We start from the raw sequence: 12,361 nt of genomic DNA, 5'->3' as shown, positions 1-12,361 counted from the left end.
AAGTCCGTGAAGTTACTTTTTGTTCACGCACATCCAGATGACGAGTCCATTTGGACAGGTGGTTTGATTGCGGCTGCCGCGCGGTCCGGAGCGTCGGTAAGCGTAGTGACCTGCACGATGGGCGAGCTGGGAGAGGTCATCGGCGCGCCATACCAGGGGCTAGTTGCTGATGAAGCCGACCAGTTGGGCGGTTTCCGCGTCGCCGAGTTGCGCTCGGCGCTGCGTGCGCTTGGGGCCAATGCTCCAGAAAATGCGCCGCGGTTCCTCGGTGGTGCCGGGCGTTGGCGTGACTCCGGTATGGCCGGTGACAAGGGCAATGAGCATCCCCGCGCGTTCGTGAACTCAGGTGATGAGGCGGTCGCCCAGCTTCGCACCATCCTCGATGAGCTGCAGCCAGATCTGGTCATTACCTACGATGCCGATGGTGGCTATGGGCATCCGGACCACATTCGTGCGCACGATATCACTGTCGCGGCGTGCGGAAATCGCTTTCCGACGCTGTGGGCGGTCACCGATCGTGAGGCAATGGCGGCGGGGCTGGATGCCATTACCGTGGTACCGGAGAGCTGGCAGGCGTGCGATGTCGATGACTTCGCCACCGTGACTGGCCATTTCGAGGTTCAGCTGGATGATACCGCTGTGGCTGCCAAGGTTGAGGCCATGCGCGCGCATGCGACACAAGTGTGGTTCGCCGATGGTTCCGTCAGTGAGGTCAATCCAGATGCTGTCTATGGGCAGACTGATGGTTCTGGTCATGCGCGAGCCGTCTGGGCCTTTTCCAATTTGCTGTGTCAGCCGGTGACGCCGACTGAGGCATACCGTTTTGGTACGGCGACTGCGGCGTCCCTGGAAGCTCTGGGGGAGCTGGTGAATATCCAATTACTGCCAGGGCCGGTAGCGAGCGTCGACTATGTACCAAGCGTAGATCTGGAAGCGGAGGGGAGTGCGGACGATGAGTGACCTTCAACCTCACGAAAGCGAAGACTTGATTAACGCTGCTGGCGGAAAGTTGAAAAACGAGCGCTTGAGTATTGAAAAGCGCACGTTTGGAGATGAGCGCTATTGGGGCGATCCGGAACGTTCGCAGCCACGCGAGAACTTCCATCAGGGTGAAGTCACGGTAGCGCTGGTGTGGCTGTCGCTGGCTGCGCTGGCAGCGCTGGTGATTGAGGTAGTTTTCCTCGGAGCGTGGATTACCGTCGGCTCGGTTGCTATTCCGTTGCCGTGGACTATTCCGTTGGCCTATATTGCCAATCTGGTTATCACCAATACTGCGTTGCTGTGGACTCGTGATCGCTCTAAAGCTGCGATTCCGACTGTCATCTGGGTGCTGGGCTTTGCAGGCATTTTGCTGTGGGCAGTGTTGCCCTTCGGTGGTGATTTGGCAATGGGGCAGTGGTTGCGAACAGTTCTGCTGCTTGTTTGCGGTGTGCTGGGCGGTGCCTGGCCACTGCGCCATCTGCGGGCACTCTAACGGAAACTGCAGCGGAACCTGCAGTCGATGCTGTAGGAGACGGTGGGGAACTTATGCAGGGCAGGCCTGCATGAATGCGCATCTTTCTGGAGCTAGTTGATAACAACACCCACGTTGGGTGTAGACTCCAATCTGAATATACCGCTCTGTCTATTTTGCTCTGGTTCTCGTTGGAACGGCATAATCGACAGATAGCGAAAGCCTCAGCCCATATCTTGTGAGAAAGGTTCTTAAACCTAAAACCATGACTTACATCATTGCTCAGCCATGTGTTGATGTCCTCGACCGTGCCTGCGTCGAAGAGTGCCCGGTTGACTGCATTTATGAGGGCAAGCGCATGCTCTACATTCACCCTGATGAGTGCGTGGACTGCGGCGCCTGTGAGCCGGTCTGCCCAGTCGAGGCCATCTTCTATGAAGACGATGTTCCGGATGAGTGGATTGAATACATCGATGCCAACGTCGACTGGTTCGATGAGCTGGGTTCCCCGGGCGGCGCTGCCAAGCTCGGCCCGCAGGACTTCGACGTGCCATTCGTGGCAGCTCTGCCGCCACAGGCAGAAGACTAAATCCACAGCGGATTAAAACCATTTCCTTCTCCCGGTAAGGACTTCATCACCGCTCATGTCAGCAGCCCGCAAGCGTGTAACTCCCGGTTCTCTTCTGCCTCAGTTTCCGTGGGATTCTCTCACGCAGGCGAAAGCCACTGCGGCTGCGTATCCCGAGGGCATGGTGAATCTCTCGGTCGGTACACCGGTCGATGAAGTCGCTCCGATAATCCGGCAGGGCCTTTCCGAAGGCGCTGCCGCACCGGGCTACCCTCAGACCGTCGGCACGCCTGAGCTACGCGCGGCGATTGTTGCAGCGATGGCGCGGCGTTACGGCGTGACGGGACTGGAGTCGGCGGTCAACGGCGGCAATGTGCTTCCGGTCATCGGTACCAAGGAAGCGATTGGCTGGCTTCCTTTCCTCCTCGGCGTAGGGGCGGGGCATACCGTCGTCATCCCCGAGCTGGCATATCCCACCTACGAGGTCGGCGTTCGCATCGCAGGCGCTGAGCTGCTGCGTGCGGACTCGCTGACGCAAATCGGCCCCGCCTCGCCGACACTGATGTTCATCAATTCCCCGGGCAACCCCAACGGCAAGGTCCTTGGTGTTGAACACCTGCGCAAGGTGGTTGAGTGGGCTCGTGCTCGGGACGTCATCGTCGCCTCTGACGAGTGCTACCTGGGGCTCGGTTGGACTGAACAGCCAGTCAGTATTCTCGACCCGCAAGTGTGCGACGGTGATTTCACCAACTTGCTAGCTATCCACTCGCTGTCCAAGACGTCGAACATGGCGTCGTACCGCACCGGCTGGTTCGCCGGCGATGCGGACCTTATTGCCGAGCTGGTTTCCGTGCGCCGTCACATGGGGCTGATGATGCCGGGACCCATCCAGCACGCCACGATCGCCGCGCTTAACGACGACTCCCACGAGGCCGAACAAAAGCAGCGCTACAGTGACCGCCGTGAGATTCTGCGCGATGCACTGGTAGCCGCAGGTTTTCTTGTCGATGACTCCGAGGGCGGGCTCTATCTGTGGGTTACTCGCGGGGAAGACTGCTGGCAGACGGTTGATTGGCTGGCCGAACGCGGCATCCTGGTCGCGCCGGGTAGCTTCTACGGCCCCAAGGGTGCGCAGCACGTGCGGGTGGGGCTCACAGCGACGCTCAACGATATAGAAGTGGCCGCGGCGCGCATTCGCGGCTAGCCCGGCCAGATGTGCTGGCCCGAGTAGGCCGAATGCTGCAAACGGTGCCGACATCGGCATAGACCAAATCATAAAAAAGGGGGCGTGCCGTGGGACGTGCCGCAGGCAATCGAGATGCTTGGTGGGGACTTGAGAAGAACCGTCAGGCAGCGCAAGTCGATGCCGCCGCTCACGAGCGCGAGGAGTACATCCCCTTTGAGCCGGTAATTGTGGCCGACACTGATGAATTTTTGGTCGTAGACAAGCCACCTTTTCTGCCAGCGACCCCCAATGGCCGCATCGTGGCCAATACCGTGCAGGAGCGCCTGCGACGTAGTCTCGGGGAATCGGAGATTGTGGCCGTTCACCGCCTGGACCTGCTGACCAGCGGGCTGCTGTTGCTCTCTCGGAATCCGGCTACTCGTGCGCGCTACCAGCAGCTTTTCCAAAACCAGGAAATCACCAAAGAATACGAATGCCTCACCGTGATGCCCGATGATTGGCATGCGGGGGAAACCAGGGATGTCACGCTTCTGCTCGATCCCAACCCCGTGGGACGCGGCGTAAAAGTTGTGGAGACCAATGATCCCACACGCGCCGCTGCGAAGAATCCCAAGTTCAAGCTCGCACACACAACAGTGACCTTCCTAGGCCCGATAGCGGCGGATATCGGCGATGTGCTGGCGAGCAGCCGTGGCGGTGGTGCGACCAGCGCCAGTATTCCGCAGCATGCAGTCGGCTGTGGTTGCGGGCATTGCGGTAGCCGCATGCAGGTGGGGCACTGGCGGCTACAGCCCCATACGGGCCGTACACATCAGCTGCGGGCGACGATGGACTGGCTAGGCTATCCCATTCTCGGTGAGGACACCTATGGCCGAGAGGTTGGGACGCAGGGGCCGTCGGCAAGCGCGGGCAACGCGCCAAAGTACACGCCGCAGTTGCGCCTGACGGCGACCGCATTGGCGTTCATCGACCCCGTCACTGGTGAGCGACGTGCCTACCGGAGCGCGCGGAATATTTCGGCCCCGGCAGACGTGCCGACCGCCTTTAGTTAGCGTGCAGATCGGCGCTGAGCTTCACCTTTTCGGCAGCCCACGGCACAACCTCGACTGCACCAGAGAGTGAATTGCGGCGGAAGAGCATATTCGATCCGCCCGAAAGCTCGCGGGCCTTGAGCGTCTTCTTCACGCCGTCCAGGGCAACGTGACACTTCGTGCCGGCGGTGATGTAGAGCCCGGCTTCCAGTACGCAGTCATCGCCGAGCGAGATGCCGAGTCCAGCGTTCGCACCGAGTAGGCATCGCTTGCCGACGGACACAACTTCCTTACCTCCGCCGGATAGTGTGCCCATGATGGACGCTCCGCCGCCGATATCGGAGCCGTCGTCGACGATGACGCCCTGGGAGATACGACCTTCCACCATGGAGTGTCCAAGCGTGCCTGCGTTGAAGTTGACGAAGCCCTCGTGCATGACTGTGGTGCCCTCTGCGAGGTGGGCTCCAAGGCGCACGCGGTCGGCGTCACCGATGCGGACTCCGGTGGGAGTGACGTAGTCGACCATGCGAGGGAATTTATCGATGGAGTAGACGGTGACAGGCCCGCGGCGTGACAACTTGGCTCGGGTCACCTCGAAGCCTTCGACAGCACAGGGGCCAAAATTGGTCCACACCACGTTGTTGAGCTTGCCGAAGATGCCGTCCAGGTTGATGCTGTTGGGCACAACCAAGCGGTGGGAGAGCAGATGGAGGCGCAGGTAGGCGTCGATGGTGTCGGCGGGTGCGTCATCGAGTGAAGCGATAGTAGCTGTGACCAGACGGCGTGTGGTACCACGGTCCGCATCGGCTACGGCCAGGTCTGCGAGGTAGGTGAAATCTTCGGGGAGCGCGTCGGTGTCGATGGTTCCGGTCGTGGTGGAGGTTGCCGTGCCCTCTTCGATGAGCTTGGGGGCGGGGAACCAGACGTCGAGAACAGTATCGTTGTTAAAAGTGGCAATGCCGGTAGCTTGTGCTCCAAAATTCATGGAAAACAGGCTACCGGCATATCCCTATCTATGAAAAGTGTTCCGCAAATGTGTAGCAAGGATGTGTTCGGATAGGGGTAGCAGGGTGGTTAGACCCTGTAATTAGTTGTCACGGGCTAGTTGCTATCGCTGGACTCGAAGGCCTCGCGGGCCGCGGTGCGGCTCTTCTTAGTCAGCGCGGCAAGCACCGCGAGGAACGCAGTGACACACACTACGGCGATAACCTGCTGGCGAGCACCAGGATCGGTGAGCATGCCAACAGCGAGGCCCAGGATCAGGATGACCGCTACCCAGGACAGTGCCGGGTAGGCCCACATGCGAACGGAAAGCTCGTTGTTGGCCTCCATCTGCGGGCGCAGCTTAATCTCGGACAGGGCAATGACCAGCCAGATCACCAGCAAGCAGCCGCCGACAGCGTTCAGCAGGAAGACCAGGACACTCGAACCGTCGAAGACAACCTGTAGGCCAACGGAGATGAAGGCGAAGACCATCGACATAATGACCGCACGGTTCGGAACTGCGTGCTCATTGGTGTGGGCGAAGAAGCGCGGTGCCTCACCGCGGGTGGACATCGAGTAGACCAGGCGAGAGGTGGCGTAGATCTGAGCGTTGAACGCGGACAGCAGCGCCAGAACGATAATGGCCTCCATGAAGCCAACGGCACCTGGAATGTTCGCCTGCTTCAAAACCTGGGTGAACGGCGACTCAGCTGCGGAGTCAGCGCCGTCGATCTGGGAGTACGGCAGCAGCAGGATGATAACGGTCACGCAGCCCAGGTAGAACACAGAGATGCGGAAGATCACTGAGCGGACAGCAGCAGCGATGGAGCGCTGCGGATTCTCGGCCTCAGCAGCGGCAATCGTGACAATCTCGATACCGCCGAAGGCGAAGGCCACAGCCAACAGACCAGCGGCAATGCCGGACACGCCGTTCGGGAGGAATCCGGATTCGGCAATATGCGTCGTACCGACGAAGCTGGTGCCTGGCAGCAGACCGAAGAAAAGAAGAACGCCAATGACCAAGAACGCGATAATCACCGCGACCTTGATGAACGCGAACCAGAACTCAAACTCGCCGAAACCGCGCACATTCGCCAAATTCACTACAGCGAAGAAGACAACACAGACTAGGCCTGGAATCCAGCCCGGAATACCGAACCACGCACCCATGATGGCACCGGCGCCGGTGATTTCAGCGCCGAGCACCATGATGAGCATGAACCAGTAGAGCCAGCCGAGGACAAAGCCAGCCGAAGAACCAAAGGCCATCTCAGCATAGGTGGAGAAGCTACCCGGTGTCGGGCGGGCAGCGGCCATCTCGCCGAGCATCTGCATGACGAGGACGACGATGAAGCCAGCGATGACATAGGAGATCAGAACACCCGGGCCAGCTGCCTTAATGCCGACGCCCGTACCAAGGAAAAGGCCGGCGCCGATTGCGGAGCCAAGACCCATCATGGTCAGGTGTCGAACCTGCAGCCCCTTGCCCAGCTGAGTTGTCTCGCCGGAGGTGGAGGTAATTTGCGATTCGGTCATGTCGCAAACATTACCTGGCTGATAACAGGGGCAATAACCGTATTACGGGTTTACCCCCGTTCACCGTTTCGGGGCCAATTAATGTGCCTTCAAGACACCTAAAGTAGGTTATCCGGCCAGCTCATCCGGCACGTCGGCAAGCTGAGCGAAAGTAGCGGCACCTTCGTCATTGCCCGAGCGCTCCGTGCGGCGGACGCACACCGCCGAGTGGTCCGGGTGATGGTAGAAGTGCATATTGTCGCGGCCCGAGATTTCCCATGCCTGAATACGGTGGTTCTCTTCGGGGACATCGATGGGCGTATCGGGGGCAATGAGGATGCTTCGGTCAATAATGCAGTCATTACCGAGGCTGACGCCGACGGTGCCGGCCGCGATATCGATGTGGCAGCGCTCGCCAACCGTGAGCGGCTTACGCTGACCGGAATCGTCGTGAGCGGCAATGATGGAGGCCGACAGCCCCACCTTCGTGTGCGCGCCAATGACAACACCGGAGGATAGACGTCCCTCAATCTTGCATGGGCCCAGAGTGCCCGAGTTCAGCGAGACAAATCCCTCGCGCAGTACGGATGTACCCGGTGCTAGATAAGCGCCCAGCCGCACGCGCTCGGCCTCTGCAATGCGGACACCGGCTGGCAGCACATAGTCGACCATGCGCGGCATGCGGTCGATGGCATAGACGTGAATCAGGCCGCGGACGCGCAAGTGGGTACGCAGTTGCTCGAAGTTGTCCGGCAGGCATGGCCCCTTGTTGGTCCACGCCACTACATGGAGCAGCTCGTAGAGGCCCTTGGTGTTGAGCTGGTGCGGCTTGACCAGGCGGTGAGAGAGCAGATGCAGGCGCAGGTAGGCATCGTGCGGGTCGACAGCAGGCTTGGACAAATCCTCAATGGACGTGCGCACTGCCACCTGCTCCACGCGGCGGTCCTCGTCCAAAATCACTTGGCGCAGCAGTTGTGGGGTCAGGTCTGCGGCGCCGAGGCGATGGGTGGTTGATTCTACGACCTCATCGCTTAACTGAGGTGCGGGAAACCAAGTATCAAGAACTGTACCGTCCATTGCGATATTGGCGATTCCCGTAGCGACAGCACCAGATGTAATCATGATTCTTAATATTAGTATCCCTTAGAGGAATCTTCGCGGAAGGATGAACTATGCCCCTAGCTGGCCTTGAAAGCACACAGAAGATGAAACAGTGGTTCTTGGTGAGCCTTATCATCGCTGTCAGTGTGCTCGGACTCGGCTTCGTCCTGGCCCTGCCGGTGGTCTTCTATGTCGGATTCGCACTGCTGAGTGCTTGGATTCTCGCCGTAGCCAGCTTCTTTGGTTTCGTTTTGCCGCCGCGAGCAATGCCAATTGGCGCAGTCGGTGTGGCTATTGCCGCAGTGGTTGCGCTCATCGCGCCGAACCGTCTTGTGCTGGTTCTCACAGTTGCCATCGCGGTGGGGCTCGGTGGTGGCATGATCGCCCGTCTTCTGCTGGAGCGCAAGAACCGCGATCAGCAGACACGCATCGACGCGCTGCCGATGTGGGAGCGCGATGAGCTGGGCGATGTCGCCGAAACGCTTCGTCCTGCTTATCGACGAGACATCGATCCCACTCCAGTGCAGCTGCCACATGCAACGGCCAAGATTGTCGCGGCCGTCTGTAAGCCGCTGGCCGGTTCTACGGTGATTGTCAGTACGAATGAGCTTCGTCCGGTGATTGCGGTCTATGGCTCCCGTGTGGCTGTGGTCTATGGGCCCGGCGCGGGCGTTGTCGAGGAAGAAGGCGGCGACGGAGAGGTGACCGATAATGCGGGAGAGGAGCGGGCGCTGGGGTCGTCGGCAAGCGAAACTCCGGAGGAAATCATTGCCCAGACTCTCCCGGAAGGGGCGAAAACCCTGGTCTTTGAGGTGGCAGATGGGCTCAAGGGATCTGCGGAGGGGAGAATTGGTGTGACCTCCGCCGAACCGCATGAGCTGGCGCTGTTCCTCGGTGGTGGCGCGCCTGCCAATGGGGATGCGATCAATGGTCGTGCGGCGCATATTCATCACAAAATTCTGGTTTCGCTGGCGCACAATGGTTTGTACGCTTAATTGATGTGAAATCGAAGTTAAATCTGCTCCAAGATCCTGTAGACCTCACGGCGGCACTGGTGGACATCGAATCGGTGTCCCACAATGAGATCGCGATTGCGGATGCCGTCGAGGTGGCATTGCGTGAGGTAGCGCAGGCAGATGAGTCGATTGAGGTCCTGCGCATCGACAACAACGTGATTGCACGGACCCATCGTGGATTGCCGCAGCGTGTGATTCTGGCCGGACACCTGGATACGGTGCCGACTGCGGACAATGTGCCTTCGACGCGTGGGGTAGACGCGCAGGGGAGAGACACACTCTTTGGCTGCGGAACTGTGGATATGAAAAGCGGGGACGCGGTCTATCTGCATGCTTTTGCGACGCTAGCGGCAAGCCAGGAGCTGCAGCGCGACCTGACGCTCATCATGTACGAATGCGAAGAAATCGCCGCGGAGTTCAACGGGTTGCGGCACTTGAGTGAGTCGCATCCGGAGCTTCTGGCTGGCGATGTCGCTCTGCTAGGCGAGCCCAGCGGCAATGTCATCGAAGCCGGTTGTCAGGGCTCTATTCGCCTGCGTTTGACCGCTCACGGCACACGTGCGCACTCGGCTCGGGCGTGGCTCGGCGACAATGCGGTGCACAAGCTCGCGCCGGTGCTCACGCGGATTGCGGAGTATGAACCGCAGACTGTGGACATCGACGGCTTGGCCTACCGCGAAGGGCTCAACGTCGTCTGGCTGGAGGCCGGAGTTGCCACCAACACGGTCCCCGATGAGGCCGTGTTGCGGGTCAACTTCCGATTCGCGCCCAACCGCAGCGCCGATGAGGCTATGGCACACTTCCGCCAGGTGCTGGGGCTCGACGAGTTCGCGGCCGAGGACCTCACCGTCGATGTCGAGGATGTGAGCCCTGGGGCACTGCCGGGACTGCATGCGGCTGCTGCGAAGGAGTTGGTTGCGGTCGCAGGCGACGTCGTAAAGCCCAAGTTTGGGTGGACCGATGTGGCGCGTTTTTCGGCGCTCGGCATTCCTGCGGTGAACTTTGGCCCGGGTGACCCGGCGTACTGCCACAAGAAGGATGAGCAGATTCCGGTCGAGTGCATAACGGCACTGTGGGAGGATTTGCGGCGGTACTTGACCACCGCGCCGGTGGCTGAGTGACCACGGCGCCGGTGACTGAGTGAGCCTAAAACACACCCTGCCACGCCGACCGGGTGCGAGTATGTCGTAGCTGGCATACATTGTGAGGTTATGAAACCCGTACGTACTCCGTCCCCAGCTAAGCGCCGTGCACTTCGTGGCCCGATTGCAATCCGACAGGCGGGTGAACCGCAGGCATCCACCACAGATCGCAGGCTGTTGTCGCACAATCCAAACACGGATTGGCTGCACAACGATACCTGGCGTGTGCTGCGCATTCAGTCGGAGTTCGTTGACGGCTTTGGTGCGTTGGCGGAAATCCCGCCGGCGGTGACGGTGTACGGTTCTGCACGCTTGACCGAGGACAGCCCTTACTACCAGTGGGGCTTCGACCTGGGCAAGGCGCTGGCGGAGGCGGGTTACGCGACCATCACCGGTGGCGGCCCGGGCATCATGGAAGCCGCCAACCGCGGCTGCTACGACGCCGACGGCCTGTCCATTGGATTGGGCATTGAGCTGCCGCACGAGCAGCACTTGAATGACTGGGTCGACCTGGGCATGAACTTCCGCTACTTCTTCGTGCGTAAGACCATGTTCCTGAAGTACTCGCAGGCGTTTATTTGCCTGCCGGGTGGTTTCGGCACGCTCGATGAACTTTTTGAGTCACTGGTGATGGTGCAGACCGAGAAGGTGGAAAATCACCCAATCGTGCTGCTCGGCACTGAGTTCTGGTCGGGGCTGGTTGATTGGATGCGCGAGAAACTGGTGGCCGTGGAGCTGATTTCTCCGACTGATATGGACCTCTTCCTGGTCACCGACTCCGTTGAAGAAGCTGTCGAGTACATCGAGGCCGCGCACGAAAAGCTGATGGAAGAGTGTGAGCAGACCTCTGACGTTCGCGAAAAGCTCCGCCGAGTCCGTCGCTTCAGCGAAAGGTAGGACGCTGTGCGGAGTTTTTATCAGGACTCCGCGGTGCCGACGGTGATGGCTATCGTCAATCGCACCCCGGATTCCTTCTATGACCATGGCGCGACGGCTGCGGAGGAGACCGCGCTTGCTCGCGTCGACGAAGTTGTTGCGGCAGGCGCGGGCATTGTTGACATCGGCGGTGTCAAGGCCGGTATCGGTGCGGAAGTAACCGTTGCCGAGGAGATCGAGCGTGTGGTGCCGACCATCGCGCAGGTTCGCGAGCGCTATCCTGACCTGCACATCAGCGTCGACACCTGGCGCGCAGAAGTCGGAGAGGCCGCCATCAACGCTGGCGCCAACCTCATTAACGACACTTGGGCAGGCCATGACCCGGAGCTGCTGGAAGTCGCGGGCGCCCACGGGATGGGTTACGTCTGCTCGCACACCGGTGGGGCACTGCCACGCACCAATCCGATTCGCGTGCGTTACGACGACGTCGTGGACGATGTCATCTCAGAAACCGGCAAACTCGCCCAGAGGGCAGTGGACGCTGGCGTGCCGGAGGACCGCATTCTCATCGATCCCACCCACGACTTTGGCAAGAACACCTACCACGGCCTCGAACTTCTGCGGCGCTGCAATGAGCTCGTGGCTACAGGCTGGCCGGTGCTGATGGCGCTGTCGAATAAGGACTTCGTCGGTGAGACTCTGGACCGCCCGGTCGAGCAACGTGTGCCCGGCACCTTGGCAGCGACTGCCCATGCGGCAGCTGCCGGCGTTGCGGTGTTCCGTTCGCATCAGGTGTCCGAAACCCTTGATGTCTGTCGCATGACTCTGGCTATTTCCGGTGGTTTTGCACCACTGCATCCGGTGCGTGGGCTGGTGTAAGGGGCGTAGTTCGAGGTGCTTCACCCATGCCGCTGCGTGAAACAAAGGACTATGATGAAGAGAAGTAGTCGAAAATGCCGACAGGGATTCTAAACCGGGATCTTGAACCGGGGTCTTAGACCGAGGTCTTGAATCGGGATTGTCAATCTCCCGGCTACCACAGCTGAGCTGGGGTAGCTGGTCGTCTCCTGCATCGACATTGTCTTAGAACGAAGGAGTTCACATGGCAGCAATGAAGCCGCGTACCGGTGATGGTCCGCTGGAGGCAGTCAAAGAGGGCAAGAAGATTGTGATGCGCGTCCCCGCAGATGGTGGTGGGCGCCTGGTGGTGGAACTCTCCCCAGAGGAAGCCAAGGAGCTCGGCGCAGAGCTCGTAGCAGTAGTGGAGTAGTGGATAGCCGGGTAGCGGGGTAGCGGCCGGGCTTGTCCGGTTTTGACCCAGGGGTGACCTACACAAATGGTGTAGGTCGCCTTTTCTTTTTCAGGTGATAACGGCTCGAATGCGGGTTTATAAACAAAAAGTACGGGCTGCACATGTGAAACTGTGCGAGCTTATGACACTTTGAAGCCGTTTTTCGGACCATTTTTGTCATAAACGCAGTCAGTAACT

The 12,361-nt window shown here is 59.9% G+C and carries 13 protein-coding genes; 10 read left to right on the top strand and 3 right to left on the bottom strand.

What is annotated here, in order from left to right:
- Positions 1-6 precede the first annotated feature (6 nt).
- The 5 genes from mshB to HMPREF2708_RS07775 all read left to right on the top strand — a co-directional run bounded on the left by mshB (position 7) and on the right by HMPREF2708_RS07775 (position 4,259).
- Positions 7-960, top strand: coding sequence for an N-acetyl-1-D-myo-inositol-2-amino-2-deoxy-alpha-D-glucopyranoside deacetylase (gene mshB, locus HMPREF2708_RS07795; RefSeq protein WP_070833768.1), 954 nt, complete (start codon positions 7-9; stop codon positions 958-960).
- Complete coding sequence (locus tag HMPREF2708_RS07790) at positions 953-1,474, top strand: hypothetical protein (RefSeq protein WP_070833767.1); 522 nt, start codon at positions 953-955, stop codon at positions 1,472-1,474. The genes mshB and HMPREF2708_RS07790 overlap by 8 nt, the downstream gene beginning before the upstream one ends.
- 244 nt (positions 1,475-1,718) lie before the next feature.
- On the top strand, positions 1,719-2,042 hold the full coding sequence (fdxA, locus tag HMPREF2708_RS07785; protein WP_048761072.1) for a ferredoxin: 324 nt from the start codon (positions 1,719-1,721) through the stop codon (positions 2,040-2,042).
- A 55-nt stretch (positions 2,043-2,097) separates the two neighbouring features.
- The gene (gene dapC, locus HMPREF2708_RS07780) at positions 2,098-3,225 is read left to right on the top strand and encodes a succinyldiaminopimelate transaminase (protein ID WP_070833766.1); all 1,128 of its coding nucleotides are present in this window, start codon (positions 2,098-2,100) and stop codon (positions 3,223-3,225) included.
- A gap of 89 nt (positions 3,226-3,314) precedes the next feature.
- On the top strand, positions 3,315-4,259 hold the full coding sequence (locus HMPREF2708_RS07775) for a pseudouridine synthase (RefSeq protein WP_070833765.1): 945 nt from the start codon (positions 3,315-3,317) through the stop codon (positions 4,257-4,259).
- Here the strand turns inward: HMPREF2708_RS07775 and dapD are convergent.
- The 3 genes from dapD to HMPREF2708_RS07760 form a co-directional block, all read right to left on the bottom strand.
- The gene (gene dapD / locus HMPREF2708_RS07770; protein ID WP_070833764.1) at positions 4,252-5,223 is read right to left on the bottom strand and encodes a 2,3,4,5-tetrahydropyridine-2,6-dicarboxylate N-succinyltransferase; all 972 of its coding nucleotides are present in this window, start codon (positions 5,221-5,223) and stop codon (positions 4,252-4,254) included. The two genes, HMPREF2708_RS07775 and dapD, sit on opposite strands and share 8 nt — an antisense overlap.
- Positions 5,224-5,339: 116 nt before the next feature.
- On the bottom strand, positions 5,340-6,758 hold the full coding sequence (locus HMPREF2708_RS07765; protein WP_070833763.1) for an amino acid permease: 1,419 nt from the start codon (positions 6,756-6,758) through the stop codon (positions 5,340-5,342).
- A 108-nt stretch (positions 6,759-6,866) separates the two neighbouring features.
- Complete coding sequence (locus HMPREF2708_RS07760) at positions 6,867-7,859, bottom strand: 2,3,4,5-tetrahydropyridine-2,6-dicarboxylate N-succinyltransferase (protein WP_070833762.1); 993 nt, start codon at positions 7,857-7,859, stop codon at positions 6,867-6,869.
- A gap of 101 nt (positions 7,860-7,960) precedes the next feature.
- On the opposite strand from HMPREF2708_RS07760, the gene HMPREF2708_RS07755 reads away from it, so the two are divergent.
- The 5 genes from HMPREF2708_RS07755 to HMPREF2708_RS07735 all read left to right on the top strand — a co-directional run bounded on the left by HMPREF2708_RS07755 (position 7,961) and on the right by HMPREF2708_RS07735 (position 12,142).
- Positions 7,961-8,833: a hypothetical protein gene (locus HMPREF2708_RS07755; protein WP_246840382.1), complete on the top strand. Its 873-nt coding sequence runs from the start codon at positions 7,961-7,963 to the stop codon at positions 8,831-8,833.
- A gap of 5 nt (positions 8,834-8,838) precedes the next feature.
- The gene (gene dapE / locus HMPREF2708_RS07750; protein ID WP_070833760.1) at positions 8,839-9,975 is read left to right on the top strand and encodes a succinyl-diaminopimelate desuccinylase; all 1,137 of its coding nucleotides are present in this window, start codon (positions 8,839-8,841) and stop codon (positions 9,973-9,975) included.
- Positions 9,976-10,065: 90 nt separating this feature from the next.
- Entirely contained in the window at positions 10,066-10,893 is an 828-nt protein-coding gene (locus HMPREF2708_RS07745) for an LOG family protein (RefSeq protein WP_070833759.1), read from the top strand.
- Between the two features lie 45 nt (positions 10,894-10,938).
- Positions 10,939-11,751, top strand: a complete 813-nt coding sequence (gene folP / locus HMPREF2708_RS07740; RefSeq protein WP_070833758.1) for a dihydropteroate synthase — start codon at positions 10,939-10,941, stop codon at positions 11,749-11,751.
- A gap of 223 nt (positions 11,752-11,974) precedes the next feature.
- Positions 11,975-12,142 (top strand): DUF3117 domain-containing protein, encoded by a 168-nt coding sequence (locus tag HMPREF2708_RS07735; protein ID WP_005509573.1) that lies wholly within the window; start codon positions 11,975-11,977, stop codon positions 12,140-12,142.
- Positions 12,143-12,361 lie beyond the last annotated feature (219 nt).

This window comes from Corynebacterium sp. HMSC073H12, from assembly GCF_001837775.1.
GTDB classification, from domain to species: domain Bacteria; phylum Actinomycetota; class Actinomycetes; order Mycobacteriales; family Mycobacteriaceae; genus Corynebacterium; species Corynebacterium amycolatum.
The sequence above is the reverse complement of the archived record's forward strand: the minus strand, read 5'-3'. Positions and strand labels throughout refer to the sequence as shown.